Genomic DNA, 25,537 nt, shown 5'->3' on the forward strand with positions numbered 1-25,537 from the left:
GCGCGGGCATGTCAACGTAAACGACCTTGCAAGAAATACCAGGTCAGAGAGGTGATTGCCTGTGACCGTAGCTCCTGCGGGCCCCGGTTTCTCCACCACCGTCGAAGCCCTGCGCCTGCGCGAGTGGCAGCTCGGTTCCGGCCAACCCACGCTGGTCATGGACCAGTTCTCCGCGGAAGACTTCCACCTGATCGTCGATGATCGCGCGGACGTGCATGTCAGCTCGAAGGACGGCCGGTTCTACCTCGGCTGGTTCCCGCTCGGACGCCCCGGCACGGACGGCGAGGGATGGAAGATCGCCGTCACCGGCACCGCCAAGGTCCGTGGCTACCACCTGTCGTTCGATACCGAGACGCCGGCGGACATCGTCGCCGCCGCCGTAGCGCGCGTGCTGGAGACCTCACGCCGCCTCTGACACGCGGACACCGACAGGAAGTGTCCGCCCTGCGATCGGCCGGCTGTACCGCCCGCCGAACCGTTCCATCGCTCTCCCCTTTCCTTGTACCCCAGGAGGCTGTCCGTGACGTCCTCGGAGATGACCGTCGGCGATCTCATCGACCTGCTGTCCGGCTGCGACCGGAGTGCTCCGGTCCGCCAGGCCATGAACCCGTTCTTCCCGATGGCCCACCGCTTGGCGCAGGTCGTGCAGTCGGTGGATGAGACCGGCCGGACCGTCGTCTACCTCGCCGAAGGAGCGGACGAGGACGCACAGATCGGCTACCTGCCGCCCGAGGTCGCCATCGCCCTGACGTGGCAGGGCCCCGTCCAGGCGCCCCCGCGCCGCCCCCGCCGCCGCGCTGGCGGCATCTAGACCCGCACCGAGCCCTTGGAGGCGCCACTGTACCCCGACTTTCCGCCCGACCCGTCCGCCTCGCGTGGCGGCCAGCCCGTGTTCTGGGTCGGCCCCAGGCATCTGGCCGGTGACGATGGGCGCCTCTACGACGTGGTCGCCGACACGCTGGCCAGCCTGGACTGGACGAGCCTGACGATCGTCCGCGGACGGCACGAGCCGGACGAGGAGCCGGAGGACCGCCAGGTCCTGCGCAGCACCGTCCTGCACATCAGTCCCGACGCCCTGCGCTGGGCCCAGTGGAGCCTGGCGGACGAGCCGTTCCACCTGGGGGAGCTGCCGATCGCCTGGCAGATCTCCGCCCGCGCCGAGACGAGCAGCCCGCTCGCCCAGTGGTCGGCCTACTTCACCCGCGATGTTCCCGGCGAGTCGGTGGCCGACTTCCTCGTCGCGCTCGACGCCCGCGAGCAGCCTGCCTTGCGGCTGGACGGATCCGAGCTTGTCCTCGACGCTGTCGCCGCCCACGGATGGTTCCGCGACATCGACCAGCCCCAGGGGGCAGCGACAGATCCGACGTTCACCTCGCACATCAGCCTCGGCGAGGTGCCGCCCCTCATCCAGGACGCCGACCCGCACACCCTGGCGGCCGAGGCTGACGAGTCGGGACCGGCCGGGTGGCAGGCGTGGGCCGAGCCGGTGCTCGGCGCACCGTGTCTGTGGGCGGCTTCCTTTGCCGCCAGCGTCCCGCACGATCTTGTCGCCGTCTTCGCCGCCTCCCTCAGCTCGACCGCACCGGTTCTGCGGCGGGTGCTGCCCGAGGCCACCCGGGAGCGCCTTCTGCGCGCGCCGGCCATCTAACGTCCCGCGCGCAACTCTTGGTGATCGCAGTCCGGCACCCTCCCAGTTGGGGGTGCCGGACTTTCTTGCTTCTCGGGTGAAGTGGTCACTCGGTCTTCGATGCCGAGGATGGTTTGCCGCCCTGTGATGGAACGATGCAGGATGCGGCAATGCACCCCAGCCCCGGCGCCGTTATGGCCATCGCTTTCATCGTCGCCGTGACGATCGCGTTGACGGTCCGTTCACGCCGCAAGCGCACGGCTGTCCTCGCGGCGCAGTGGCAGGCATTCCAGCAGCACCGAAGTTCCGGGCAGGGGCGCCTCCTTCAGGTCACGCGGGTCTACCAGCGCGGACGCCGTGGCTCAAAAGCCGTCGTGACCTGGTGCGACACCGGTCGGCAACAGGACGCCTGGTTCTGGAACTGGCACGTTCCCGCAGGCGCGTATCTCCTCGTCAACGCCTCCAGCGGCTACGGGCCGCACAGCCGCAACCCGAACGTGCTCTACGTACAGCCCGGTCAGGTTCGAGCCTGGGTGCCCCGCCAGGCTGCTTGCGCCGCTCAACGCGTTGGCCAGTAACGCACTGCTGCCTCCGACCCACGGGGGTCGGAGGCAGCAGCGTGACGGGCAGGCAGGTCAGCTCGTTGCCGTGGCCTTGGCGAGGGCCTTGTCGAGGTGGCGGTCGACGAGGGCCGGGGAGCCGGAGACGATCAGCAGCAGACTGCCGTCGCGGACCGCGGTCTGCTTGACCACGGTGCTCCGCCCTGCCGTGGTGAACGTCAGGAGCTGGCTCCACTGCTCGTCACCGAGGTCGTGGGGCGCGGGCAGCTTCTGCGAGGCCACGTCGACCGGGGTGCCGCCCGCGACGACCTGGTAGGTCGGGCAGCCGGTCATCGCGTCGAAGATCCGGGCGATGCCGTCGGACAGCTTCTTCGCGCTGTCGCTGTACAGCTCCTCGGAGATCTCCGAGGAGCTGCCGCCGTAGGCGAAGTCTGCCTTCGCCTTGTGCGGGAAGGCGAGCGTGCCGCCGGTCGCTGTGTTGCCGCCCAGCTCGCTCAGGGCCGGGCAGCCGATGACGGTGACGTCGTCGTGCTGGGCCGGACGCTCCGGCTCGGGCAGGTAGCCGCTGCCGAGGTCGCTCTGGTCGAGCAGGCGCGACTCGAGCGCGGCCGAGGAGAGCGAGGCCGGCTTCTGGACGGCGTCGGCCGGCTTGCTCGTCCGGGCGGAGGAGGGGGTCTGGTGCTTGGCCCCGGTGGTGTCGGCGGAGCAGGCGGGCAGGGAGAGGAGGGCGGCGGTGATGCCGAGGGCGGTGGTGGCGACGCGAACGCGCATGACGGAACTGACCCCTTGGTGCTAGGCGACGGGTGGTCAGTGCGGGCCCGGGGGCCCGGTGGGTCGTAGGAGTGGTGGTCAGTGCCCGAGGTGGCGCAGGCAGTCCTCGAACGTGGCGTGCGTCGCGTCCGCGGGTCCGCTGTTGCGGTTGTACCAGGCGGTGTCGAGGCGGGTCTCCTGCTGCTGGTGGCCTGCCCGGCAGCGCAGCCAGATCTCGCCGCGGGTCGAGAGGATCAGCCAGTCTCGGTATGCGCCGCACTGGGCACACGTGGCCATCTCCCCGTCGAGGACGAGGGGCTGCTTCCACGGCATCATCTTGCCGTCGACCTGGTCGTGGCTCGGCACGCGCAGCTCGGGCGGAAGGAAGTCATCCACGGCGCCGGCTGGCTCGGCAGGCGCCGGCACTTGGAAGCCGGGCGGGGCCTGGTCCTGCAGCCGCGCGTGCAGCTCGGCGAACTGTCTCTGCGCTTCGCTCGGCTCCTTGGCCCTGCGGCGTATCCGGTGAAACACCCTGGCGTCCTCCTCTACCTCGTCACCTCGTCCTGCGCGCTTCATGATCGTGCCCCATGCCCCCGGTGGTTTCAATTCACAAAGTTCACAGTCGCCTTTGGCCAGGTCAGCTGGGGTGCTTCGGCTTCTCGGTTGCCCAGATGACGAGTTGGCCACGGTGCGTGGCTCCGTGCGGCGAATGGCCGTTGCCACGGTGTGCACGATCACACGTCGTCGTCTCCCTCGACCGCTCAACTTCAAGACGTGCACTGGCTCGACTGGCCGCACCTGCGTCGTGCCCGTCCGTCCTGCCGATGCATGGATGTCGACGGCCTCCGAAGCGAAGCTGGTCGCCACCCAGGTCCGGTGTGGCGTACGACCATGCTGTGGATTGCGGGCGGAGCGGTGGTGCTGTCCCTTTTCTCGGTGATGCGTTGAGGCCGCGCAGCGGCACCCGGCGGGCCTACCGGGGCTTACGCGATGCCTCCTCCCCGCTGCGCCGCCTACCGGGCGCGGAGGGCCTGGATGTCGAACGGCGCGGTGCGGGCCGGCTTCCTGCGGTGTTGGTCTCGGGCAGGTGAGACGCGTCGGCGGGTAGGTCGGCTGTTCGCCGCATCCGCCACACGAGCACGTCGCTGACAGAGTCCGCGGTGCCGAGTTCGCGACTTTCCACAACGTCGGACAGCAGGGTGGCCGGGTCGTGGCCGGCGGCTTCGGCCTCCGCGATGGTTGCGGCCAAGGCGTACCAGCCGGGCTCGGCGAGGATCTGCTCGGCCAGCTCCGGCAGCGTCTCGCGAAGCACTACGGTTTGCCGCTGGAGCATCGGCCGGCTCAGGCGCCGGCCTCGCTGGTAGAGCACGCTGAGGGGTTGGGCGGAGGCGGCCTGGTAGGCGGTGCGCAGGTGCTCGGCGGCCCGGGTGGCGGCTTCGGCCTGCTGGGCGTGTCCCTTTCTGGCGTGCCAGTGCGCGGTGGCGGTGATGAGGAAGAACAGCATGTCGATGGCCATCGCGGTGGTGGCGCCGTCTTCCCCGCGGCCGAGGGCGGGGCCGCTGTGGACGAGGTCGCGGGCGGCCTGCCGTAGTGCTCGGTCGTGCCCGCGTACGGCGCGTACGTGGGAGCGCGAGGCGCGCTCGAAGGCCGTTGCGGCGTCTCGCAGTTCGCGGCGGGTGTGTGCGGCGGAGGTCTTCGCCAGGGCATCCAGGACCTCGCCGGCGGCAGCGATGTGGGCGGCGGCGACCGCATCGTCGCCGTGCTCGACGACGAGTACGGCCTGCCACGCGGCCGATGCCGTCTTGCGGCGGGCGGCGGCCGGAGTGCCCGGCCCCGTACGGGGTGGTTGCTCTTGCCGGGCAGCTGGGTTGTCCTGGGTGTCGCCGGACCAGCGCTCTCGGATGCGGGGCAGTGAGAGGTCGGGGGCGAGGCGCGCGCCGGGGTAGAAGACCGGCTCGCCGTCCTTATTGAGGTCGTCGGGCAGAGCGACCTTGTATCCGATGAGGTCGCCGGAGGGCGCGGCGCGCTTGCGGATGAGGAGGCCGGCGGCGGCGAGCCGGTCGAAGAACTCTTCGTCGCTCCTCGCTCCGGTCACCGCGCGTCGCACGGTTTCGCGCAGTTCTTCGCGGGCGGTGCGCTCTCGTCCCTGGCGTTCGGCCTTGTGGCGTTCGGCGCTGGTGGGTCGCTGTGCGGCGGTGCCGTCGCCGGGTGCGACCTGGTGGAGGCCGAGTTCCTTCTCGATGAGGCGGGCTTCGGCCTGGGCGCGGGCGCCGGAGCGGTAGTCGTCGGGGCGGTGGCCGTCCTCGGTGACGAGGGTGGCGACGATGTGGATGTGGTCGTCCGCGTGTCGTACGGCCGCCCAGCGGCAGCCGGACTGTCCCTCGCCGGGGTCGATACCGGTGGCTGCGACGATGCGGCGGGCGATGTCGGCCCACTCCTCGTCGGACAGGGTGCGGTCTCCGGGGTCCGCGCGTACGGAGGTGTGCCATACGTGCTTGGCCGGGCGGGCGTGCTCGGCGAGCGCCATCACGGGCTGGTCCAGGATCTGGGCAAGGTCCTGGAGGGTGGCGTCCGGGTCGCGACCGGGGTCGGGGGACATGCCGTCGAACGAGGCCACGAGGTGGGGGTCGGTGTGATCCTCGTACTTGCCGGTCTCGTAGAGATAGTTGAGGAGACCGATGGTCCGTGATCCCGAGTTGTTGACGCTGGGGATCATGAGCCGTGGTGATCGATCAGACGTGTGGCGGCTTCGTGCGCGGTATCGGCGGCACGCCGCACGGCGGCGACGGCCGCTTCGAGCTGAGGAGCCTCAGCTCCGGAGTTGAGGGCCTTGACTGCCTGGTTGAGATTGCTGCCGGCCCAGCCGAGCCGACGCCGGCTGTCGAACAGGGCGGTGATCACTTCGCGTTCGTCGGCGATCTCGGTGCTGGTGCGGTCAAGGTCGCGGGCGGCGGCGAGGGCGGAGCGGGCGAGGAACCCGGCGACGGACAGATTGCATCGGGCGGCGGCGGACTTGATCAGGGCGAACTCGTCTTCGTTGAAACGCGTGGCGGGCTGGTGCAGGCGCTTCGTCTCGGGCGGTTGACGCGGGCGCTGACGGGCGCGGGGAGCGCGCTGTCGGCGTGCACGCGGCTCAGTCTGCTGCTCCTCCTGTCCCGGCTTCGATCCGCCCTCGGTCGAAGCCTGGAGGACCTGCGCCCCCCGGTGCGGGTCCTCTCCCGCCCCCTTGGGGGCGGGTTTGGCGGAAGCTATGCTTCCGCCCCAACTTGCTCGCCGCGAGACGGAGTTGGAGTCGCGAGCAGGTTCCGGGGTGGTGCCGTTCTGGGTGGGGTTCGTCATCGGTTTTCGGGCCTCAGGGTGCGGGTGTGGTGCTGGATGGTCGCGGTCAGCGTGACGACGTCGGCCGGTCCTATGAGGACGCGGACGGGTCCGTCGGGCTGGTCCTGGATGAGCCACTGGCCGGTCGGCGCGAGGACGGCGGCGTGCACGAGTCGTCGGCGGACCAGGACGTCCGCCCAGGCGCTGGCCTCGGCGGCGGTGGGCTCCGAAGAGCGAGGGGGACGCGGAAGCACGGGGTGTCTCCTGGAACGGGGACGGTGGCCCGGCACGGAGCCGGGCCACCCGTTGCGGATAGGGGCACTGAGCTGGGATTTTGCGGGTTCAGCCGCACTCGGGGCAGCGACCGACGTGGCTGTTGAGTGCCCGGGCCATCCGCTGCTTCGTCGAGGCAGCCTGCTTTGCGCTGGACTTCGCCGCCGGCCTGCCCTCGTGCCGCTTGGAATGGGCGCGCATGAAGCCGATCTCCCGTTCGTAGTCCGCACGCATGGTGTTGAACTGGTGGCAGGTCTTCATCGGGCGGTGCTCCTTGTCTTCGTGGTGTCGTCGCTCCGCAGTTCCTGGAGGACGAGGCTCAGCCGGTCGTTCCGGCCGCCCTTCAGGCCCTCGCGGCGGAGGATCTCCCGCAGCTGAACCCGGGTGACGAACTCGTTGCCGTCCCGTTTGAGCAGGGCCGGGACGTGGGGGCGGACCTGCTGGACGAGCTGGTCCACCGACTGCTCCAGCTCGTGTGGCGGGCGCTGTGTCTGCGGGGTGCGGGACCGGCCGCGCTTCCCCTTGTTCTTCGTCCTGGTCTTCGTGGTCGTCTTCCGTCGGAGAGGGACCTTGTGTCCCCGGTCCCCGGTGGGTTCGGTCCCCGTGTCGGTGGCGGTCGGTCCCCGGTCCCCGGTCGGTCCCCGGTCCCCGGTGGGTTCGGTCCCCGACTCGGTGGCGGTCGGTCCCCGATGCGAATCAGGGCCCTGAGCACGTACTTCTCGCGCAGGAAGGTCGGTCCCCACGCTTCTGGCGACTCCCGACGAGGCTTCCGAATCGGCGGGACCGGTCCCCGGGACCGCGTCCCTTTCTGGGGCCTCGATCCTCACTCCGGTCCCCGCGTCGTCGCCTTCGGTCGCCGCGCTTGGCGACTCCGTCGAGTCCGCGATTTCGGGGACCGGTCCCCTCAGGCTGTACGGTCCCCGGTCCCCGCTCGACTCGTCGGGACCGGCTACGGGGACCGGCGCTTTCGAGGCCGGACGCGAGGGGACTGTGGCTGCCGTGGCGGTGCTGTGTACCGGGGACCAGGGGGAGGGCAGCGGGACCGTAGTGAGCGCGAGGGCGTGTCGGCGGGCGGCGAGCTGGTCGAGCAGCTTCGCGCGCTGGCGGGCGTCGGTCCCGACCGAGGCCCTGCCGACCGCCTTCGACAGGCGCCGGGTGAGCCGACGGCCGCTCCGACTCCGCTGCTGCTCGGGTGTGCGCTCGGCGAGACGGGCGGCCAGGGCGACCGCGCGGGTGGTGGCCCGGTCCCGGGTGATCTGCGCGGCGTCGCGGTCTCGCGCGGCGATACCGAGGCGGGACAGCAGCCGCTCGCGCACTTCCCTGCCCAGGACGGCGATCAGTCCGTGGGAGGCAGCGCCCGGGGTCCGCAGGCGCAGTTCGATTCCCATGGCGAGGTGCCACAGCATCGCAGCCATGACCGGCCCGACGAAGGCCCGGACCGTGCCGCCGACAGGGCCGCTCTCGGCGTAGGCGGGGATCACCTGCACGCCGGTGATCACCCAGACTAGCGTGCCCGGCAGGCCGGGGGCGCCTTGAGCGGCCAGGTTCTGCCGTGCCATCAGCGCGGTCGCGAAGAGCGCCAGCTCGGCCGCGGCGAACATCCCGGCTCGTTCAGCGGTGCCGGCCATGTCGAGGTAGTCGGCGGCGAAGCGCCAACTCGTGTCTGCGCTGTAGGCGGTGCAGCCGAGGGCGGCAAGGGCGGCGACCTTGACTGCCGGGCCGCCGAGACGTTTCTGCGGGCGGGTTCCGCGGCGCCGGAACGCCCAGGCGGTCAGCACCAGCACGAGAGCGGCGGGCAGGCCGGCGGCGAGGAGGAGAGGGAGGTCCGGAGCGGCGCTGAGGGCCAGGACGGGGTGGGTCATGCGGCCTTTCCGAGAGGGGCGGGCGCCGGAGTCGACGCTGCCGGGCGGGCTACCGGCTGCTGTGCGGCGGGTGCGGCGGGCGCGGGGCTGCCTGCTGCCGGAGTGGGCTTCTTCCGCTTCTTCTTGGGCCTCGGCACGCCGTAGGTGCGGTCGCGGTCGAACACCTTGTTGGCCGCCTGCCGGAGCAGGTCTCGGGCGTGCTTGGGGCTGATCTGCAGGGCGGCGGCGAGCCGGTCGGGCCGCCAGCCGCGCACGTAGGCGTGGTCGATGACGACCTGCCTCTCGGCCTCGGTCAGGTGCACGTCGCGTCCCCGGAAGAAGGCCGTCACGCGCCGGTAGTCGAGGCGCTGGGGCAGTCCGTCGTGCCAGGGACGCCGTTCGGCCTCGGTGAGGCCGCCCCAGATGCCCTCCTTGAGGACGTTCTCCAGGGCGTAGTCGAGGCAGTCGCGGCGTACCGGGCACCAGCCGCACAGCTCCTTCGCCTCAGCGATGGCCTCGTGGTCCCGGGGGAGGGGGAAGAAGACGGCGTCCGCGTCCTCGACATCCATGCCGTGGCACGCCCCGCGGGTGTGCCAGCTGGTGTCTCCGATGCCGCGCAGGCCGGTGGCCGGCGCGTCGTGGGTGGTGATGTGGCGCAAGGCGATCTCCGGTGTGCTGCCGCGTCGGCCGGCTGGGGCGGCGCTGGGCGGATGCGGCGTCGGGTGCCGGCTGCGGCGCGCGGGCGTGCGCCGCAGCCGGGGCGGGACGGTGGTGTTGGGTGGCGGTGCACCGGACGGGATGCACGGGCCGGATGCGCCGGTCAGGCCATGGCGGGCTGCTGGACCTGCTCGGCCTGTTGGGCGGCGGCGAGGTCGAGGCGGCCGGGATGCGGGGTGGCGCGTGGGGCGGTTCCGCGTACCCCGTCGTCGGGGCCGATCCGGCGGCGACGACACGGCTCGCTGGGCTGGGCCAGGCACCACGCGCACCGAACGCTCAGGGCGTCGGGCAGCCCCTGAGCGACGGCGGCCTCGCGGGCTGCTCGCGCGGGCCGGTAGGGCGCGAGCGCGGCACGGGCGGCGGGCGGTATGCAGGAGCCGATCTCCCGCAGCCGCGCCTCCAGCCTCGGGTCGATCCCGTCGCGACCGCTGGTGATCGCCCGGGCCTGCGCGGGCTGCGCGGTGCCGGCGGCGACGGCGCGGCGGGTGCCGACCAACTCGGCGGTCCACGCGGCCTGGTCGTCCGGATCGGCGGACGGCGTGGGATCGGAGTGCCGGGCCAGGCGGTCGCGTCGGTAGCTCTCCCACGGACGGGCCAAGTCCGCGGGCAGGATCTGGTACGGCGAGGTGCGGATGTGCTGGCGGGCGGCGACGCGGGCGTCCCAGCCGTGCGCGGTGGCCATCGGCACGTCGCCGAGCAGCTCGTGCCACTGGGCGAGCTGGTCGCGGGCCTCGCCCTGGTCGGTGCGGATGGTGCGGGGGTCGAGTCGGCCGATGTAGGCCAGCAGGGCGGCGATTTCGCGGCGGTCCACGGTGTGGCTACTCCGTTCCGGTCGGCTCGTCGAGGGCGGCGAGGAGGGCGGCCGTGTGAGCCTCGGCGCGCGTCATGCCGCCCGGCGCGGCGGGGCCCTTGCCGGGCACGGCGTAGAGGTTCGGGCGACCCGGGGCGTGCTCTCGGGCGACCCAGGAGCGCCAGTCGGCAGCCCAGGCATCCGCCGACCTCGGCTTGAAGTCGGCACGGTGGGCACGCCACTTCGCGTCGGCTGCCTCCAGGCCCTGCTTGCCGAGGCGATCGAGATGTCCCTGCTGGCGGGTCCAGGCGTGGGTGGCAGGGTCGACCTGCCACTCGGCAGCCGAGAGGACGGCAGCACCACCACTGCTGTACCTGCGGTTCAAATCCGGTTCACTACGGTTCTGTGTGCCGGTTTCCGGTACATCGCTGTGCCGGTTTCCGGTACGTCGAGGTGCCGGTTTCCGTCGGGACCTGCCGGTTTCCGGTACTGCCGGTTTCCGGACCGTCGCGGGGGATTCCGGCACCTCACGCGGGCGGATTCCGAACCGACGCAGAGCTGAGAGCCGGAGTTGCAGAGGGGCAGCGGGCTCGTCTGACTCTGCCGTGTCGCTGTCCCCCTCCTGGCCCTGCTGCTGCGCTCGCAGGGCCTGTGCGACCGCTTCGGTGGCGAGAGGCAGGCGGTAGACCGTGCTGCGCTGAGGGCCGACGAGGTCGTCGAGCTGCTCCAGCTCACCGGCGTCGACCAGGCGGTCGATGGCCTCGCGCACCGTGGACACGGAAGCGTGCGTGCGCTTGGCCAAGCTGGACAGCGAGGCCCAGGAGACGCACTGCTCGTCGGCCACCCGGTCTGCGATCGACAGCATGACCAGGCGCGCCGCTCCCCGGCTGGAGCTGTGCTCCCACACCCACTCGCGGGCTTCGCCGCTCATCGGCCGCTCCCGATGGGCGGGCGGGGCTGGCGGCGCGCCGGGGCCGGGATGGTGTGGTCCGGCTCGGGGCGCTGAAGTGCCGAGACGGAGGTGGCTGCCGCGCAGGCCAGGCGGAAGGGCCTTTTGCGCAGGGCAGGAGACATGCGATACTCCCCTTTGCAGTGTTGCCACGCTGGTGCGCCCCTGGAAGGACTCAGCGTGGTGATGGTGGGCAATCTCCGCCCTTGCCGGGGCGGACGTGCCACTTAGCGTTCGGCGTCCGGGAGTTACCGCTCTCGGGCGCCGTCGCTGTTTTACGGGACCTACTCGGTCCGGTCCGTGCTCGCGGGCTCCTCACGTCCGTCGTTGCGGGCGGGCTGCCCGGGGGACGACGAACATACGCACGGACCCGTGTCAAGATCCAGACTTGGTTCTTAAACTCTGTACTGATTGCAGAGAGTCACCGCGCGATCTACCGCCGGAGCCGCCTGTGGGGCTCGATGCGGGTCGACCTCCGGCGTCGAGGAGCACCGTTGCCGCGGTTGCCCCGAACGCCGAGATGGCGTCATTGTGTCCGGATTTAAGTGGGTATCTGGTATTCCCTGCGACGGAAATGCGATGTGGACGAGGAGTTTCCACTGCCGCCTCCACGCTTTCCGGTCGAAGATCAAAATTCCTGTGCGCCAGGCGTAGCGTATGCCGCTGGGCAAATGTGGCTCACGCCACGTCGCCCGGCGTGCTCCTGCTGATAAAACGGACAGGTCGACCTGAAACAGACGGGGCACGCCACGCAGAGACGTGCTGGCGAGGAAGAACTTTCCATATCCGGGATCGGCTCGTCAACTGGTGTTTATCGCGAGGTAGAGTGGTTGAAGTGACTACGGAGCCCGCCCAGGAAAGGATCATGAAAGAGTCGACCGAAGGCCAGGTGAACCCCAAGGGGCTCATGGACCGCCTAAACCGCCTGTTCGATACGGTGCACCCGCCCGATCGCGGCCCCTTCAGCAACGCTGAAGTGGCCGAACTGATGGAGAAGCGGGGCCTGGGCAAGCTGTCGGCCCAGTACCTGTGGCTGCTTCGGACGGGGCAGCGTGATAATCCGACGAAGCGTCACCTCGAAGCGCTCGCAGGGTTTTTCGGGGTGGATCCCGCTTATTGGTTCGACGATGCCGTCGCTGAAAAGACCGTGCAGGAGCTTGAGTTGCTCGCATTGCTTCGCGACGCGAAGATCAAGAACGTTCTTCTTCGCCTATCTGATGTCTCCGCGGACGGAAAAGATGCCGTCCTGGGGATCGTCGAGAGCGTCCGAAAATCCGAGGGGTTGCCGCCCTCAACTGGCGCGTAAAACGGCCTTAGTTCAGTAAGTGATCAAGGAAAAGTAATGTGGTCCGCACGTAGGCTGCGCCGGCCTGACCTTCTGGCCGAGCTGCAGCTCCCGCACGTCACCAATATCCGCGATCTCAGCGACGAGGTCTCCCGCCGTACCAGACGGAAGGTGGTCCTAGAGCCCCGCGAGCAGGCTCCCTCGGTGTGCGGGGCATGCGCCGTCACTGAGAGTGCCGTCCACGTGTTCTACGACCCGCGGACCAGCTCCCTGCACCAAGACCACATCATCGCCCACGAGTTCAGCCACCTCCTGCTCGGCCACCACGAGAACCGCCCGGCGTCCGCGCTGGCCCCGACCTTCATCACCAGCGTGGACTCGGCCACCGTGCAGATGATGCTGGGGCGCACCAAGTACGAGGACGACGAGGAGCGGGACACCGAACTCCTCGCTTCGCTGCTCCAGCGCCGGATCATCGACCGGTGGCTGCGCAGCGACGAGTCCTCTGGAGACGAGGTGCAGGACCGGGTGACGCACACGCTGCTGCGCCGACGGGAGGCCCGGCCGTGAAGGACCTGCTCCATCCGATCAGCCTCGTCGTCGCCACGCTCGGCTTCCTCTGCTTGCTGCGGGACGTGCCGACCCGCCGCCGAGACCCCGCCTCCACCGCGCTGGCCGCCGTCTTCATGCTGTCAGGACTGTCGTTCCTGTTCTCCATCACACCGATGTGGAACTACCTCGACCGAGTCCTCGGCACCGTCAACCTCTCCGTGCCCCTCGCGCAAGGCTGCGTGGTCGCGCTCCTGGCCTGCCAGCAGGTGGTCCTCACGTACTGGGGCTCCCCGCCCGAAGTCGCCCGCTGGCGGAGTCGCCGGTGGATCGGAGCCGGCTTCGCGGTGATCGCCGGGCTACTGGTGCTGTTCGCCTTGCTGACGCCCAGCGCGCCTCATCCGATCGACTTCACGCTCTACTACGCGCACGACGACTGGTACGCCGCGTACCTCACCCTGTACGTCACGGCCTACACCATCGGGGAGCTGTTCCTCGCCCGCGCCTGTTGGCGCCTGGCCCGCCGCAGCACCCGCTGGTCCGTCCGTGTCGGCCTGCGCATCGTCGCCCTCGGGGCCACCGTCACCCTCGGATACAGCGCGGTCCGCATCGGCAACGTGATCGCCGGCGCCTTCGACACCTCCCTCGCAGACTGGGAGGGCTTCGCCTGGACCTGCGGCGATGTCGGCGCCATGCTCACGCTCATCGGCTGGCTCGTGCCCACCATCAGCGACCAGGCCCAGAGCGTCCGGTACCGGATCAAGCAGTACCGCAGCTACTACGGCCTGCGCCCCCTGTGGCTGGCCTTCTACAGCGAGGCACCCGAGATCGAGCTGCCGATCGACAGGGTCGACCCGGCCCAGAGGCGCCGCTTCCGCCGCATCTCGATCCGGCTCTACCGCCGAGCAGTCGAGATCCGGGACGGCCGGTTCGTGATCCGCCAGTACCTCGACGCCTCCGTCCGCGAGGCCAGCGAAGCCCGTCACCGGGCCCGAGGGCTTCACGGAAAGGATCTGTCCGCGGCCGTCACGGCGGACCAGATCCTCGCCGGAATCGCCGCCAGGGCCGCAGGCACCCGCCCGGGGCCCGACCAGCTCACCGAGTTCGCCGACTCCGGACGCCAAACCAGCCGGCCCATGGACGACATCGACGCTCTCCTCGACGTCGCTCGCCACCTGCCCCGCCAGCCCGCACGAGCCCCCCACCTTGAGCGAGTCTCCGCATGACGACCGACCTCACCCACCAGCCCGCCCACGTCCAGCTCCAGGCCCTGGACCGCCGCGAGATCTCCAGCCGCGAGCTGCTCGACCTCCACCTCGCCCGGATCGACGCCAGCCACGTCAACGCCGTTGTCACCCGCGACGACGACGCGGCCAGGAACGCCGCGCGAGCAGCAGACGAACGCCGCGCCCGCAACGAGAGCAGCGGGACCCTCGATGGCCTTCCTCTCACGATCAAGGACAGCTTCGAGACTGCCGGCCTGCGAACCACCAGCGGCGCCGAGGATCTGGCGGATCACGTCCCCGCACGCGACGCCGATGCGGTCGCCCGGCTTCGCCACCAAGGCGCCGTGATCATGGGCAAGACGAATACCCCGAAGTACTGCCAGGACCTGCACACCGACAACAGCCTGTTCGGTCGCACGCTCAACCCCCACGATCCTGAGCGCACCGTCGGCGGCTCCTCCGGCGGCCCCGCCGCCGCAGTCGCTGCCCACCTGACCCCCGCCGACCTTGGCAGCGACCTCGCCGGGTCACTGAGGCTTCCAGCTCACTACTGCGGCATCTACGGCCTGCGTCCCACGCAAGGACTCGTCCCGGCTCGCGGCCACATCCCCCGCCCATCGGGATGGATCACGAGCAGCGACATGGTCACCCCGGGCCCCCTGGCACGCCACCCCCGCGACCTCGACCTCTTCCTCGACGCGCTGACGACACCGTCACCCGCCGAGAACAGCCCCTGGCTCGTGAAGCTGCCCACGGCGCGCTGCGCAGTCGGCCAGCTCCGCGTAGCGGTGTGGGCCGAGGACGCGAGCTGCCCCGTCGACCGTGAAACTGCCGATGCTCTCGCCGCCGTCGAGCAGGCACTGGCCTCCTCGGGCACGAACGTCCGCCGCACCACGGGACCGGTTGGCTTCGCTGGCTCTCTCCGCCTTTTCGAGCAGCTCCTCCATGCCACCGCGACGGCCGCCACCGACGACGAAGCTGGAGCGGCCGAACTCGCGGCGGCGCGTGACCTGCACGAGGATGACGCGAGCCCACGGGCCACCTTCCTCCGCCACCGAACGCAGACACACCGTGCCTGGCTCCGCGCCAACGAGGAGCGCCTCCGGCTTCGGGAGACGTGGCACCGGTTCTTCGCCGACGCCGAACACGATGTCCTCATCACCCCCGCCGCTCCCACCGCGGCGATCCCGGCCGGCACCCGCGCTCTCACGGTCGACGGCGTCGAGCGGAGCTTCTTCGACCAGACCGGCTGGGCCAACCTCACCAGCCACGTTGGTCTGCCCAGCCTGGTCATGCCTGTTGCGCGAAACGCGAGCGGTCTCCCGATCGGCGTGCAGCTCGTCGGACCGGCGCACTCGGACCGGACCCTGCTCGCAATGGCCGAATACCTGGGTTCGCTTCTCAGAGCGACTGCCGGGGGACTCAGCTCCTGATGCTGGCAGCCAAGGTTGGGTCAGGCGCCGTCCGGGCGCAGCGGGATCACGTTTCCCGGGGCGGGTTGGTCTTGGCCAGTGGAGTCCCGAAGGATGTCCTGCTGTGCGGCCGTCAGTTCCTGCGGCGGAAGGAAGTCGTTCTCACCTCAAGGGCCGACAGGCCGCCCCGTGGTGCCAGCGGTTAGGCATGCGTACTGGGCGAGGAGGCTCTCGGCTCGCGCTAGATCCTCAGGGGTGTCCACCGCTACGCCGTCGTCCAGGACAGGGACCATCTGCACGGCGTGGCCGTGTTCGACGAAGCGCAGCATCTCCACTCCCTCGGCGCGCTCCAGGGGCCCTTGCTGGAGCTGTAGGAAGCGTCGGAGAGCTGGGCCGGTGAAGCCGTAGAGGCCCAGTTGGCGGAGGTACTTCGGTCGGTCGCCCTTCGGATAGGGAATGGGCTGGCGCGAGAACATCAGGGCCTCGCCTTGGGCCGAGACAACGACCTTGATGACGTTGTGGTCCAGGACGGCGCCGACGTCCACCAGTTCGGTGTACGCGTTCACGGCGAACGCGCCCGGTGGCAGGCACTCCAGGGCCTCGGAGATGGCGTCGATGGCGGCCGGCGAGATGAACGGCTCGTCGCCCTGGACGTTGATGTACGCCTCGGCCGGCAGGCGCCCGGCGACCTCCGCGACGCGGTCGGTGCCGGTGAGGTGCTCTCCGGTACGGATGCACTCGATGCCCAGCTGGCGGCACGCCGCTTCGATGCGTTCGTCGTCGGTTGCCACGATGGCTCCGTCGAGACGTTTGGCCTCCAGGCAGCGCTGGTGGACGTGCCAGAGCAGCGGCTTGTCGCCGAGGCGAGCCAACGGTTTACCGGGAAAGCGCGAAGCGCCCCAACGGCAGGGTATGACGGCGATGTGCCGACGCGGTGTGGCGCCGGGAGTTAGAGCTGTGGTGGCGGCCACGGCGTCCTCCTGGTGGTCGGGTAGGGGCGGGCCTTCAGGGCAGCAGGGCGAGCTTGGAGCGGACGGTGGGCGAGGCGGCGCTCGTGAACGGCCGCCATTCGTAGCCGTCGACCTCCTCTTCCTGGAGGGTCACCGCGTGCCCTGCGCCGAGAAGGAAGACCCAGCGGAAGTCCACGTGGTGGTGGGCCGGCTCGTCCTTCGAGGGGTTCGCGTCGATGGTGTGCACGTCGATGTCGAGGGGAACGTCCTCGAAGCCGGAGAGGGAAACGACGGCGCTGCGCGGAATGCCTGCCTCCTCGTGCAGTTCGCGCAGGGCGGCGTCGCGCAGGTGCCGGTCATCCGGTTCGTTGTGGCCGCCGGGCGCCAGCAGTTTCCCGGACGCCTTGTGCACGATGTGCAGCACGTGCCGGGCGCCGTTGATGACGATGGCGCTGCATGTCACGTGGGCGGGGAACGTTTTGCGGTTCGTGGGGTCATCTGCGGCGGCGAGCGCGGCGAACAGCAGGGTGAGGGAGTCGCGTTCGTCCGAGTGGCGGGCGAGGTACGCCTCGGCGACGGAGCGGATGTGGTCGACGGAGGGAGGCACTGGGGTCACCTTTCGAAGTGGTGGAGCCAGGTTCTGGCGATGGCGTCGCGGTCGGCCGCCGGCATCTCGTGCAGTCCGGGCTGGAAGCGGGTGCGGCTGAGCGCGGCGGTGGCGGCGAGTATCTCGGCCTGGACGAGATGGATGTACGCGCCGACGGCAGCGCCGTGCACGAAGTTGACGGCACCTCCGTCGGCGAGAACGTAGAAGTAGTGGCCGGTGACCTCGTATCGCGTCAGCTGAGCGCTGACTGGGGTGCGCTGGTAGAGCTCGTCGAGGCTGCCGAGTTCGAGCTCGTCCTCGGATGAGGTCACCGATCCGAGGTAGGCGCCATTGCGCAGGGCGGCGAAGTCGCCCTGCCGCAGGGCGAGGTTGCCGGTGGCGCACAGGACGAGTTCCGCGTCGCTTACGGCCTCGGCGGTGGAGGTGCTGGTGCGGAAGCCGAGGGAGTGCGCCTGAACTCGCTTGACCGGATCGCTGTCGTACACGGTGACGCGCAGGTCCTGGGCGCGCAGGGTCTGGGCGATGGCGCGGCCGATCTTGCCGAAGCCGATGACGCAGGCGTTGCGGCTGGTGAGGATGTCCCCGCGGGCGCGGACGAGGGCTTCGGTGGAGAACACGATCGAGCGGCCGACGAGGTGGTCTTCGCAGTCCTTGAGCGGGGAGCGGGCCACCGAGACGACCGGGCACGGCAGTTTGTCGAGGGCGGCGTACCGCTGGTGTCCGTTCTCGGTGTCCTCGACGATGCCGAGGATGCGGCCGGAGAACTTAACCACGAGTGTGTCGAGGCTTGCGGCGAAGTAGCCGCCGATGTCGACCAGGACGACGTCCCGGCCGCCGGCCGTGTCCTCCAGGTAGTCCAGAGCCTGGACCTCGTCGGTGAACCGTTCCCGGGTGAGGTCGTGGACCGGGAGGGTGCGGCGGAGGTCGTCGAGGGTCGGCTGGTGGATCGACCGGGGCTTGGGCAGTACGGCGCCGACCGTGGACACTGCGGTCATGGCGCGCAGGAACGCCGGCCGCTCGGGGAGCAGATGCGTGATGACCAGCGTCGTGATCGCCTCGCCGGCGGGGAACTGCGCGGTGATCTGCCGGAAGAAGGCGTCCAGCCGCGCTCGCTCGGGACTTTCCATTGTGTCTCCTCTGGGGCTCCAGGTCGCGGGGCTATGCGGCTCGGCTGTAGTTGGGGACCTGGGCGGCCAGAGCCTGCATGTGAGCGCGCAGCCCGTTGTGGAGGTCGACTCGCGGCTGCCAGCCGAGGACCTCTCGGGCACGGCTGGGGTCGGCGCGGGTGAGGAGGACGTCACCGCTGCGCGCGTGGTCCTGCTGGAGCTGGATGTCGCGGCCGGTGAGGCTGGTCGCGATGTTGATCACTTCCAGCAGGGACGCGTTCGACCCGCCGCCCACGTTGATCGCGCCCTGCGCTGTCGGCACGGTCGCGGCGGCGATCGTGGCGGCGACCACGTCATCGATGTAGGTGAAGTCGCGTCGCTGGTGACCGTCTCCGTACAGGCGAAGCGGCTGTCCGGTCAGAGCGGCTTGCAGGGCGCGGTGGGTGAACATGTCGGTGCGCTGGCGGGGGCCGTAGACGGTGAAGTACCGCAGGGCGACGACGCTGGGACCGGCGGGGCGCTCGGCGTAGGCGAGGCAGAGCTGTTCCTCGGCCAGTTTGGTCACGGCGTACGGGGAGGCCGGCTTCGGACGGTCGGCCTCGACACTCGCGCCGCCGTCGGTCGGCCCGTAGACGCTGGAGGAGGACGCAACGACCAGTCGCGGGACGCCGATGCGGGTGCAGGCTTCCAGGACCCGGTGGGTGGCCAGCACGTTAGACGCGAGGTAGTCGCTGAACTGGGGCCCCCAGGAGGGCCGTACGCCGGGAATGCCGGCGAGGTGGAAGACCGCGTCTGCGTCGATCAGGAGTGGGTCGATCGCGCAGTTGAGGAGGTCGGCGGTGATGTGGTGGTACCCCGGGATACCGCGCAGGGAGGCGAGGTTGGCGATGGTCGTGGCGTCGGAGGAGGGGTCGCGGCGGTCAACGCCGATGACGGTGGTGCCGGCCTGTACGAGGGCGTGTGCGAGGTGGGAGCCGATGAATCCGGCGGAGCCGGTCACCACAGCCCGGCGCGGGGCGGCGGTGGTCGGGTGCTGCTCGTGCTGCGGCACGGGAATCTCCAGGAAGGTGATCGAAGGGAGGAAGTCAGGTGAGGCGGGACAGGACGGTTCGGCCGTGCGCGCTCAGGGCGAGGTCGTTCTCTTTGTGGCCCTTGACCAGGGCGGTGGTCGCCTCGATGGCGCCAAAGGACTCCAGAAGGCGCCGCTCGGTGTCGGTCAGCGGGCGGCCGTACCCGTCGAGGAAGGCGGTTCGCAGGTGGGGCGCGGCCTGCCAGCGGCGGAATTCGAGCCGGGCGAAGTCGCGGACGCGGGCGTCGCGTCGCATGTGCTCGAAGTCGCAGATGCCGAAGGCATCGCCGATCAGCCAGTTGCGCGGCTGGTAGTCGAGGTGGCAGATCGCGCTGTCCATGAGGCTGTTGCCCAGGATGGTCGCGTGGTGCTTCAGCAGGTTCCGCTCGGCCGTGTCGATGAGGCCGACGCGAGCGGCCCGGTCGATCCAGCTCTGGAGGCGCTCGGCGAGCGCGGCGCCGACGGCGCCGCCCTGGGGCATGGCGGTTGCCCGGTGGAGCTTGCCGAGGACGTGGCCGGCCTCGTGATGGGCCAGTTCCTCCTCGGGCGAGCCCGGGGCCGCGGTGTCCGCCCGATCGCCTGCGAGCGCGGTCAGCAGAAGGGTGCGGGTGGCGTCGTCACGGCCGACCAGCTCCGGCGCGTGGCCGGTCAGGTGGGTGCCCCATGTCCGGTAGGCGTGGAGTTCCCTCGCGTATCGGTCGGGCTCGGCGTGCTGTTTGGCGACGAAGTGCTGCCCGTCGTCGGCCACCACGCGCACGACCCGGGGAGGGAGCAGGGGGTCCGGCGCGATCTCGACGGCGCCGAGGAGATCGTGCGCCAGTTGGATCCGGGGGTCGTCCGATGTGGCGATCACGGGGTCGGCTCCGGTGTGAGGAGACTGAGGTGCTCGGTGTCGTTGTGCCGATCGAGCATCCAGCGGGTCTGGCCCAGGCGGTTGCGGTGGTGCTGCCAGCGGGTGATGGAGGCGTGGTTGTGCGTGAAGCCCGCCGGCGAGCCGATGGGGATGTCCAGGAGCAGGGTGTGCGCGGTGATCACCGTCTCTCCGTGGGCGGCGAACACGACGCGCTTCCCCTCGTTCTCCTCGATGAGCTGACTCAGGTTCTTGCTGGCGCGCTTCAGGTACCCGTTCCAGGTGTCGGAGCCAGGGGCCCAGGGAGTGTCGGGGTGCGCATGCGGGCCGCCGTTGGCGGCTGTCTTCACCGCATCCCAAGGTTTGCCGTCGGCATCGCCGTGCACGGGGCCGTCGAGCCGGTCGTCGAAGTGCAGCGGGATCTGGAGCGTCTGGGCGATGATCTCGCCGGTCTGGACGAGGCGAATCCGCGGGCCCGCGTAGACCATGTCGAAGGACCTCTTCAGGTGCTCGGTGGCCAAGCGGCGCGCGGCCTGTTCGGCCTGGGCGTACCCGAGGTTGGTCAGTCCGGTGCAGGTGCGCGGGCCCCCGACGAGGCCGTCGGCGTTGCACTGGGCCTGGCCGTGCCGTACGAAGACGAGTTCGGTAGTGATCATGGGGTTCCTCGGAGGTGGGAGCGGAGCGGCCAGCGGTAGCCATTGCGCCCGACGTACGGGGCGGTCAGGACGGCGTGCAGGGCCAGGAAGTCGTCGAGGCGTCCGCGGTTTGTTGCGTCGAGCTGAGAGCCGTAGCATCCGGCCGCCGTGTTGTACGCGAACAGGGCGGCGTTGACCGCTTGGCCCGTGAGTGGTCCGTACGTCAGGTGGAGTGTCGCGATGAGCTTCGCGAGGTCGTATCCCATCGGGGCTAGGGACAGGTCGTCGGTGTCGACGGTGACGATGTCCCCGGTCGCGGTGATGATGAAGTTCCGGGGGTTGCTGTCCTTGTAGAAGGCGAGCGGTCCCTGCGCGGTCTCCTCCAACAGGCCGAGCATCGCGTACAGGGCCACCTTGTTCGGCAGGTAGCCCTGCTCGTAGCGTCGCCGGAGCGCGATCTCCCGCGGGCCGAGGTAGTCGTCGAACGGCGTTCCGTCGTTGAAGTGGTGCGGAGTGCCCAGCGATGCCGACTGCAGGTCGCTGTGCCATGCGGCACCGTGCGCGCGGCCCAGCAGTTCCGCCATGCGCGGCAGGTCGTCGGGGCGTACGGAGCGGCCCTCGACCCGCTCGAACGCCAGACTGGCCGGTCCGATCTCGTGAAGGGCCGGCTGCCGCAGCGGCTTCGCGTGCTCTTTGATCCATCGGTAGTGGCGGACAGCTCTCGCCGCGCGCTCCGGTGTCTCGTAGTGCTTGGTGAACGGTGGGAGGGTCATGCCGGCTCCTCCTTCGCCTGCGCGACGACGAAGGTGATGAGGGACCGAGTGGTCAGCGGCTGGTCCGGAAGGAATTCGTGCAAGGTCGCTGCCAGGGCCCCGGGCTTCCCGTACAGGCCGGGCGCAAGGTCGTACTTGGGGTTGGTGGCGAGGTACTGCGCGAGGTGGTCGTGGCCGTCGAAGGTGAAGGCGTGCTCCTCGTCCAGGGTGGCGATCACCTCGAGCGAGGAGGTGGCCAGGGCGGCGAGGTTGCCGCTGTGCGCGGCGGTGTAGAGGCTCTCGTGCTTCTCGGCCCGCGCATCGAGGCCGGCCGCAGCGACCAGCTGGTCCATCTCCCGGTAGCTGTCGAGTCCCTTTGTGACGAGTACGGCCAGGCCCCCGGGGGCCAGAACTTTCGCGATCTGCGCGATGACGTCGTTGGGCCGCGGCGAGTGGTAGAGGCAGAACGCGGCGACGGCGACATCGCACGACCCGGCGGGCAGCGAGAGGTCGTGGAAGTCCCCTTCGACGAATTCCGCCACGGTGTCGGGCAGTTCCTCGGAGCGTGCGCGGGCCTGGACGAGCAGGGCGGGGGCGGCATCCAGTCCGATGATGCGCCGGGGCCTCAGCTGCTCGACGATGGCCAGGGTGCTCGTGCCGCGACCGCAACCGATGTCGAGCACCATGCCGAGGCGGTACGGATGCGCGTGGTGGGCCTGCACCAAGCTGACGATCGTCTCGGGCACGGGGCGGCCGGACGTCTTCGCGCCCATCAGGGCGCTGGTCCGTCCGGCCAGCCGGGAGGCGTGCCCGTACAGCTCCTGCTGGCGGGCGGGGTCCAGGAACGGGTTGGGCTCGTTCATGCCGCACCCCCGCTCCGGGGGCGCGGGCCGTTCAGGACTGCTCGGCGGCCACCTTCCGCAGCCAGCGGCGCGTCTGGCGCCGGTTGGCCAGCAGGACCACGTCGGCTCGGCCGGCGGCGTACTCCTCGATCTTCGCCATGACCCGGGGTCGCATCTTGCGGCGGTACGTGGCGACGTACTTGATCACGCCCCAGTGGATGCGGTTGTGTACGCCGTTGCCCTTGTGCCCTGCCCCGTGCCGGATCTGCCGGGAGAAGATCCCATACAGCGCTGCCACGGTCGACACGTCCATCAGGATCACCGTGTCGCAGGCTTCGAGCCGCACCGGCAGCGTCGAGTTGTAGTTGCCGTCGATAACCCACCGCGGCTTCGCGACCAGCTCGCGCTGCACCTCGGTGAACTTGTCCATGGGCAGCGCGTTCCACTCGTCGTCGTAGAACGCGGCGTCCAGGTGCGTCACCGGGGCGTCGAGGATCCTGCCCAGTTCGCGGGCCACGTGGGATTTGCCGCTGCCTCCGCAGCCGACGATGGCGACCTTTTTCATGGTGCTCCAGCGTAGAGAGGTTCGAGTGTGCGGCGGAGCCATCCCCCCGGACACGTTCGGATGATCCAGGCGGCAGGGCCTGTCGAGCGGACTCCATCAAGCAGCTCCCAGCTCGGTCGCCGTGGTCTGGACGAGCCCGTGCAGTGCGGATTCGAGGTTGTCGACCTGCTTGTTCAGGCCGAACAGGCGCAGGCGGTCCACGCACGCCGCGATCAGGTCGGCGTGCTGCTGGGTGCCGGCGATCTCGCGGAGGTATGACAGCCGTTCGATGACGTCTCGGCCGGAGCGCACGATCAGCTCCTCCGGTACGAACCGGTCCGCGAAGCGGACGTCCGCCGGGACTAAGGGCAGGCACCCGGCGAGCACGGCCTCGAAGATGCGCTGTGTCATCTGCCCGACGGCGGCGTACCGCTCGGGCAGCATGAGGACCGTGGCCAGAGATCGGCCGTAGACGTCGGCGGCGGCTTCGAAGGAGATTCGGCCGACGAAGTGGACGTCCGGCCAGCGATCGGTCTTTGTCCACTTCCCGGCGACCAGGTGCTCGACCCGGGCGGCGGCCGGGGCGAAGAAGCGGTCAAAGGGCTCGTCGCGGTCGTACTGGTTGCCCACGTAGCCGAGCGCGAGGTCCCGCGGTCGCGCGGCGAGGGTGGCGGGGTCTGCCTGGGCGATGAGGTGGTCGGCGATGGGGAAGAGGAGGGAGCGCGCGCCCAGGGTCGGCGCGAGGGCGGCCTCGCAGACGAGGGTGTGGGCGGTATGCCGCCACACGCTCTCGGCCCGCAAGGTGCGGTCCTTGTCCCAGATCACGGTGGGCGTCCGGTGCCGCACGGTGTAGTGGTTGATGAGTTGGGCCTGGCGGTGCAGGTCGCAGGTGTGCCCCTCGGTCCCGCAGACCGTGGTGTTGCGGCCGGTGATCGCCCAGCGCCATTCCAGGAACAGGACGTCGATGCCCGGGGTGCCGTCGTCGAAGGTGTACGCGCCGCCGAGGTCGTCGCCGGCTTCGAGGCGGTCGCGGTCGGCCTGCAGGAAGACGATGTCGTGGCCGCGGGCGATGAGGGCGTCGATGAAGGGGCGCCGGTGGCTGCGTCCCCCGTCCGGGGTGTCGGTGACGCCGTTGCCGAGGAAGCCCCAGAAGCTGTATCCGATCCTCACTTGGTGATCCACCGCCCTTCGAGGAGCAGGGCGTCGAGTCCGGAGTTGGCCAGGCAGTCCAACGCCATCTCGGGCGTCCCGCAAATCGGCTTTCCCTTGACGTTGAGGGAGGTGTTGATCAGCACGGGCACGCCGGTACGGCGGCCGAAGGCGGTCAGGACCGCGTACATGAACGGGTTCTGCGACCTGGTGACGGTCTGCAGGCGGGAGGTGCCGTTGGCGTGCACGATAGCTGGCACGCGCTCGCGCGTCTTGTCCGTCACGCCAGAGGCCATGGACATGTACGGCGCCTGCTGCCCGAGCGTGAAGAACTCGCCGGCGCGCTCGGCCAGGACCATGGGGGCGAAGGGCCGGAAGGGTTCGCGGAACTTCACGGTGGCGTTCAGGCGCTCGACGACGCCGGGCTCCAGTGGGGAAGCGAGGATCGACCGATTGCCGAGGGCGCGCGGCCCGGCTTCGACGGCCCCCTGGAACAGGCCGACGATCGTGCCGTGGGCCAGCTGGTCGGCGAGGAACTCGGCAGTTTCGATGCCCAGGGTCTTCTGGCGAAGGCCGGGCCAGGGCGTGAGGTCGAGGGGCTGGTCCTCGTAGGAGGGGCCGAGGTAGCAGCTGCGGGCGACGCCGGCCAGAGGGCGGGGGCTGCGTCCGTCGACATGTACGGCGAGGGCGGCGCCGATCGCGGTACCGGCGTCACCGGGCGCGGGCGGCACGAAGACCTCGTCGAAGATGCCGGCCTCGATGATCTTCCCGATGCTCACGCAGTTCGTGGCGACACCGCCTCCCACGCACAGGCGTCGGGAGCCGGTGAGCACGCGAGCGCGGCGGGCCAGGTGCACCATCACCTGCTCGGTCCGCTCCTGGAGGGCAGCCGCCAGGTCCCGGTGGAGGTCCGTGAGCTGTTCGCTCGGGTGCCGTTCGGGGCAGGTCTCGACGACGAACTGCCGGGATGTCCTCGGGTACCCCGACGTGAGGGTGCGCGTGGGGAAGTAGCCGGCATTGATGCGGAAGCCCGTAGCCGTCGTGCGGACCGCCTGGGCGAACAGGTGGCGGAAGCGGGCGGGGTCGCCAAGGGCGGCCAGCGCCATGACGGTGCCTTCCTCGTCGCCCCGGCGCCAGCCCAGGTGCTCAGTGACGGCGCCGTACACGTACCCCAGGGAGGCCGGGTCGTTGATCGCTTCCAGGGTCTGTGTGCCGGGGCGATGTGCGCCGTAGCCGCGGGCGATAGTGGTGGTCTGCCGCTCGCCGAGACTGTCGACCACCAGTACGGCGGCTTCGTCCCAGCCCGAGGCGGCGAAGGCGGTGAGCTGGTGGGCGCGGTGGTGCAGGATCGGCGCGACGCGGGCAGAGGGGAACTGCCGGCCGAGGATGCGCAGGCGCCGTTGGGTGCGCACGGCCACTTTGGCGAACCCGTGCGCTCGGGCCAGGCTTCGCTCGCGTGTCGCCGGGGAGAGCGCCAGGCGTAGGGCGGCGGGCGACTCGGCGAGGTAGCGGGCGGGCTGGAAGTTGTAGGCGACGGCGTCCACTTCGGCGGCGGTGAGTTTGGCCTGGCCGAGCAGCCACTCGATGGCCCGGGACGGGTAGAGCTTGGTGTGCTTCCGCTCGGAGAGGCGCTCCTCCTCCACGAAGCCGACCAGTTCGCCGTCCACGAGGAGGGCAGCCGACGAGTCGTGGGTGTACGAGCACAGGCCGAGGACGACCGAAGGCGTGCGCATCAT

29 protein-coding genes are annotated in these 25,537 nt (G+C 70.2%); 8 read left to right on the top strand and 21 right to left on the bottom strand.

Annotated features, from left to right (window positions below; genetic code table 11):
- The first annotated feature begins 61 nt into the window (after window positions 1-61).
- The 4 genes from RKD20_RS39125 to RKD20_RS39140 all read left to right on the top strand — a co-directional run bounded on the left by RKD20_RS39125 (window position 62) and on the right by RKD20_RS39140 (window position 2,205).
- Window positions 62-415: a DUF317 domain-containing protein gene (locus RKD20_RS39125; protein ID WP_424881826.1), complete on the top strand. Its 354-nt coding sequence runs from the start codon at window positions 62-64 to the stop codon at window positions 413-415.
- 105 nt (window positions 416-520) lie between these two features.
- Window positions 521-811 (top strand): hypothetical protein, encoded by a 291-nt coding sequence (locus RKD20_RS39130; protein ID WP_424881827.1) that lies wholly within the window; start codon window positions 521-523, stop codon window positions 809-811.
- A gap of 15 nt (window positions 812-826) precedes the next feature.
- The gene (locus tag RKD20_RS39135; RefSeq protein ID WP_424881828.1) at window positions 827-1,648 is read left to right on the top strand and encodes a DUF317 domain-containing protein; all 822 of its coding nucleotides are present in this window, start codon (window positions 827-829) and stop codon (window positions 1,646-1,648) included.
- A gap of 134 nt (window positions 1,649-1,782) precedes the next feature.
- On the top strand, window positions 1,783-2,205 hold the full coding sequence (locus RKD20_RS39140; protein WP_424881829.1) for a hypothetical protein: 423 nt from the start codon (window positions 1,783-1,785) through the stop codon (window positions 2,203-2,205).
- 57 nt (window positions 2,206-2,262) lie between these two features.
- Here the strand turns inward: RKD20_RS39140 and RKD20_RS39145 are convergent, their stop codons facing one another.
- From RKD20_RS39145 to RKD20_RS39190, 10 genes are all read right to left on the bottom strand, one after another.
- Entirely contained in the window at window positions 2,263-2,958 is a 696-nt protein-coding gene (locus RKD20_RS39145; protein ID WP_424881830.1) for a hypothetical protein, read from the bottom strand.
- A gap of 78 nt (window positions 2,959-3,036) precedes the next feature.
- Window positions 3,037-3,468 (bottom strand): hypothetical protein, encoded by a 432-nt coding sequence (locus RKD20_RS39150; protein WP_424881831.1) that lies wholly within the window; start codon window positions 3,466-3,468, stop codon window positions 3,037-3,039.
- Between the two features lie 442 nt (window positions 3,469-3,910).
- Window positions 3,911-5,653 (bottom strand): relaxase/mobilization nuclease domain-containing protein, encoded by a 1,743-nt coding sequence (locus RKD20_RS39155; protein WP_424881832.1) that lies wholly within the window; start codon window positions 5,651-5,653, stop codon window positions 3,911-3,913.
- A complete protein-coding gene (locus RKD20_RS39160) occupies window positions 5,650-6,276 on the bottom strand; it encodes a hypothetical protein (RefSeq protein ID WP_424881833.1) in 627 nt (208 codons plus the stop codon). Before RKD20_RS39160 ends, RKD20_RS39155 begins: the two co-directional genes overlap by 4 nt.
- Window positions 6,273-6,509, bottom strand: a complete 237-nt coding sequence (locus tag RKD20_RS39165) for a hypothetical protein (protein WP_424881834.1) — start codon at window positions 6,507-6,509, stop codon at window positions 6,273-6,275. Before RKD20_RS39165 ends, RKD20_RS39160 begins: the two co-directional genes overlap by 4 nt.
- 88 nt (window positions 6,510-6,597) lie before the next feature.
- Window positions 6,598-6,789: a hypothetical protein gene (locus RKD20_RS39170; protein WP_424881835.1), complete on the bottom strand. Its 192-nt coding sequence runs from the start codon at window positions 6,787-6,789 to the stop codon at window positions 6,598-6,600.
- Entirely contained in the window at window positions 6,786-8,390 is a 1,605-nt protein-coding gene (locus RKD20_RS39175; RefSeq protein WP_424881836.1) for a hypothetical protein, read from the bottom strand. The genes RKD20_RS39170 and RKD20_RS39175 overlap by 4 nt, the downstream gene beginning before the upstream one ends.
- Window positions 8,387-9,028 carry a WhiB family transcriptional regulator gene (locus RKD20_RS39180; protein ID WP_402138251.1) on the bottom strand — a complete coding sequence of 214 codons (642 nt, stop codon included), beginning with the start codon at window positions 9,026-9,028 and terminating at the stop codon, window positions 8,387-8,389. The genes RKD20_RS39175 and RKD20_RS39180 overlap by 4 nt, the downstream gene beginning before the upstream one ends.
- Window positions 9,029-9,189: 161 nt before the next feature.
- Window positions 9,190-9,897, bottom strand: a complete 708-nt coding sequence (locus RKD20_RS39185; RefSeq protein ID WP_402138253.1) for a zinc finger domain-containing protein — start codon at window positions 9,895-9,897, stop codon at window positions 9,190-9,192.
- Window positions 9,898-9,904: 7 nt separating this feature from the next.
- The gene (locus RKD20_RS39190; protein WP_424881837.1) at window positions 9,905-10,807 is read right to left on the bottom strand and encodes a helix-turn-helix domain-containing protein; all 903 of its coding nucleotides are present in this window, start codon (window positions 10,805-10,807) and stop codon (window positions 9,905-9,907) included.
- An 883-nt stretch (window positions 10,808-11,690) separates the two neighbouring features.
- Here RKD20_RS39190 and RKD20_RS39195 point away from each other — a divergent pair.
- The 4 genes from RKD20_RS39195 to RKD20_RS39210 are packed head-to-tail and all read left to right on the top strand — an operon-like array spanning window position 11,691 to window position 15,318.
- Window positions 11,691-12,131: a helix-turn-helix domain-containing protein gene (locus RKD20_RS39195; RefSeq protein ID WP_046773884.1), complete on the top strand. Its 441-nt coding sequence runs from the start codon at window positions 11,691-11,693 to the stop codon at window positions 12,129-12,131.
- A gap of 36 nt (window positions 12,132-12,167) precedes the next feature.
- Entirely contained in the window at window positions 12,168-12,680 is a 513-nt protein-coding gene (locus RKD20_RS39200; protein WP_424881838.1) for a hypothetical protein, read from the top strand.
- The gene (locus RKD20_RS39205; protein WP_424881839.1) at window positions 12,677-13,885 is read left to right on the top strand and encodes an MAB_1171c family putative transporter; all 1,209 of its coding nucleotides are present in this window, start codon (window positions 12,677-12,679) and stop codon (window positions 13,883-13,885) included. Before RKD20_RS39200 ends, RKD20_RS39205 begins: the two co-directional genes overlap by 4 nt.
- The gene (locus RKD20_RS39210; RefSeq protein WP_358282799.1) at window positions 13,882-15,318 is read left to right on the top strand and encodes an amidase family protein; all 1,437 of its coding nucleotides are present in this window, start codon (window positions 13,882-13,884) and stop codon (window positions 15,316-15,318) included. Before RKD20_RS39205 ends, RKD20_RS39210 begins: the two co-directional genes overlap by 4 nt.
- A gap of 146 nt (window positions 15,319-15,464) precedes the next feature.
- Here the strand turns inward: RKD20_RS39210 and RKD20_RS39215 are convergent, their stop codons facing one another.
- From RKD20_RS39215 to RKD20_RS39265, 11 genes are all read right to left on the bottom strand, one after another.
- The gene (locus tag RKD20_RS39215; RefSeq protein WP_424881840.1) at window positions 15,465-16,268 is read right to left on the bottom strand and encodes a 3-deoxy-manno-octulosonate cytidylyltransferase; all 804 of its coding nucleotides are present in this window, start codon (window positions 16,266-16,268) and stop codon (window positions 15,465-15,467) included.
- A gap of 34 nt (window positions 16,269-16,302) precedes the next feature.
- Complete coding sequence (locus RKD20_RS39220) at window positions 16,303-16,854, bottom strand: NUDIX hydrolase (RefSeq protein WP_424881841.1); 552 nt, start codon at window positions 16,852-16,854, stop codon at window positions 16,303-16,305.
- Window positions 16,855-16,859: 5 nt separating this feature from the next.
- Entirely contained in the window at window positions 16,860-17,981 is a 1,122-nt protein-coding gene (locus RKD20_RS39225) for an adenosylhomocysteinase (RefSeq protein WP_402138267.1), read from the bottom strand.
- Window positions 17,982-18,012: 31 nt separating this feature from the next.
- Window positions 18,013-19,011 (bottom strand): NAD-dependent epimerase/dehydratase family protein, encoded by a 999-nt coding sequence (locus RKD20_RS39230; RefSeq protein WP_358282793.1) that lies wholly within the window; start codon window positions 19,009-19,011, stop codon window positions 18,013-18,015.
- 34 nt (window positions 19,012-19,045) lie between these two features.
- Window positions 19,046-19,882 carry an aminoglycoside phosphotransferase gene (locus RKD20_RS39235; protein WP_358282791.1) on the bottom strand — a complete coding sequence of 279 codons (837 nt, stop codon included), beginning with the start codon at window positions 19,880-19,882 and terminating at the stop codon, window positions 19,046-19,048.
- Window positions 19,879-20,535 (bottom strand): histidine phosphatase family protein, encoded by a 657-nt coding sequence (locus RKD20_RS39240; protein ID WP_358282789.1) that lies wholly within the window; start codon window positions 20,533-20,535, stop codon window positions 19,879-19,881. The genes RKD20_RS39235 and RKD20_RS39240 overlap by 4 nt, the downstream gene beginning before the upstream one ends.
- Window positions 20,532-21,287 (bottom strand): phosphotransferase, encoded by a 756-nt coding sequence (locus RKD20_RS39245; RefSeq protein WP_424881842.1) that lies wholly within the window; start codon window positions 21,285-21,287, stop codon window positions 20,532-20,534. The genes RKD20_RS39240 and RKD20_RS39245 overlap by 4 nt, the downstream gene beginning before the upstream one ends.
- Window positions 21,284-22,129 (bottom strand): class I SAM-dependent methyltransferase, encoded by an 846-nt coding sequence (locus tag RKD20_RS39250; protein WP_424881843.1) that lies wholly within the window; start codon window positions 22,127-22,129, stop codon window positions 21,284-21,286. Before RKD20_RS39250 ends, RKD20_RS39245 begins: the two co-directional genes overlap by 4 nt.
- Window positions 22,130-22,160: 31 nt before the next feature.
- The gene (locus RKD20_RS39255; RefSeq protein ID WP_329295952.1) at window positions 22,161-22,673 is read right to left on the bottom strand and encodes a topology modulation protein; all 513 of its coding nucleotides are present in this window, start codon (window positions 22,671-22,673) and stop codon (window positions 22,161-22,163) included.
- A gap of 96 nt (window positions 22,674-22,769) precedes the next feature.
- Window positions 22,770-23,822, bottom strand: a complete 1,053-nt coding sequence (locus RKD20_RS39260; protein ID WP_424881844.1) for a glycosyltransferase family protein — start codon at window positions 23,820-23,822, stop codon at window positions 22,770-22,772.
- Window positions 23,819-25,537 carry a carbamoyltransferase family protein gene (locus tag RKD20_RS39265; protein WP_424881845.1) on the bottom strand — a complete coding sequence of 573 codons (1,719 nt, stop codon included), beginning with the start codon at window positions 25,535-25,537 and terminating at the stop codon, window positions 23,819-23,821. Before RKD20_RS39265 ends, RKD20_RS39260 begins: the two co-directional genes overlap by 4 nt.

The sequence above is a fragment of the Streptomyces sp. SLBN-8D4 genome (genome assembly GCF_049739545.1).
In the GTDB taxonomy this organism is placed as follows: Bacteria; Actinomycetota; Actinomycetes; order Streptomycetales; family Streptomycetaceae; genus Streptomyces; species Streptomyces canus_C.

What these genes read in the sequence shown, in the direction of transcription:
- RKD20_RS39140 (WP_424881829.1), top strand. Translation starts at nt 1,783, where the DNA reads ATGCAGGATGCGGCAATGCACCCCAGCCCCGGCGCCGTTATGGCCATC.
- RKD20_RS39145 (WP_424881830.1), bottom strand. Translation starts at nt 2,958, where the DNA reads ATGCGCGTTCGCGTCGCCACCACCGCCCTCGGCATCACCGCCGCCCTC.
- RKD20_RS39155 (WP_424881832.1), bottom strand. Translation starts at nt 5,653, where the DNA reads ATGATCCCCAGCGTCAACAACTCGGGATCACGGACCATCGGTCTCCTC.
- RKD20_RS39160 (WP_424881833.1), bottom strand. Translation starts at nt 6,276, where the DNA reads ATGACGAACCCCACCCAGAACGGCACCACCCCGGAACCTGCTCGCGAC.
- RKD20_RS39170 (WP_424881835.1), bottom strand. Translation starts at nt 6,789, where the DNA reads ATGAAGACCTGCCACCAGTTCAACACCATGCGTGCGGACTACGAACGG.
- RKD20_RS39175 (WP_424881836.1), bottom strand. Translation starts at nt 8,390, where the DNA reads ATGACCCACCCCGTCCTGGCCCTCAGCGCCGCTCCGGACCTCCCTCTC.
- RKD20_RS39190 (WP_424881837.1), bottom strand. Translation starts at nt 10,807, where the DNA reads ATGAGCGGCGAAGCCCGCGAGTGGGTGTGGGAGCACAGCTCCAGCCGG.
- RKD20_RS39195 (WP_046773884.1), top strand. Translation starts at nt 11,691, where the DNA reads ATGAAAGAGTCGACCGAAGGCCAGGTGAACCCCAAGGGGCTCATGGAC.
- RKD20_RS39200 (WP_424881838.1), top strand. Translation starts at nt 12,168, where the DNA reads ATGTGGTCCGCACGTAGGCTGCGCCGGCCTGACCTTCTGGCCGAGCTG.
- RKD20_RS39210 (WP_358282799.1), top strand. Translation starts at nt 13,882, where the DNA reads ATGACGACCGACCTCACCCACCAGCCCGCCCACGTCCAGCTCCAGGCC.
- RKD20_RS39225 (WP_402138267.1), bottom strand. Translation starts at nt 17,981, where the DNA reads ATGGAAAGTCCCGAGCGAGCGCGGCTGGACGCCTTCTTCCGGCAGATC.
- RKD20_RS39240 (WP_358282789.1), bottom strand. Translation starts at nt 20,535, where the DNA reads ATGATCACTACCGAACTCGTCTTCGTACGGCACGGCCAGGCCCAGTGC.
- RKD20_RS39245 (WP_424881842.1), bottom strand. Translation starts at nt 21,287, where the DNA reads ATGACCCTCCCACCGTTCACCAAGCACTACGAGACACCGGAGCGCGCG.
- RKD20_RS39250 (WP_424881843.1), bottom strand. Translation starts at nt 22,129, where the DNA reads ATGAACGAGCCCAACCCGTTCCTGGACCCCGCCCGCCAGCAGGAGCTG.
- RKD20_RS39255 (WP_329295952.1), bottom strand. Translation starts at nt 22,673, where the DNA reads ATGAAAAAGGTCGCCATCGTCGGCTGCGGAGGCAGCGGCAAATCCCAC.
- RKD20_RS39265 (WP_424881845.1), bottom strand. Translation starts at nt 25,537, where the DNA reads ATGATGCGCACGCCTTCGGTCGTCCTCGGCCTGTGCTCGTACACCCAC.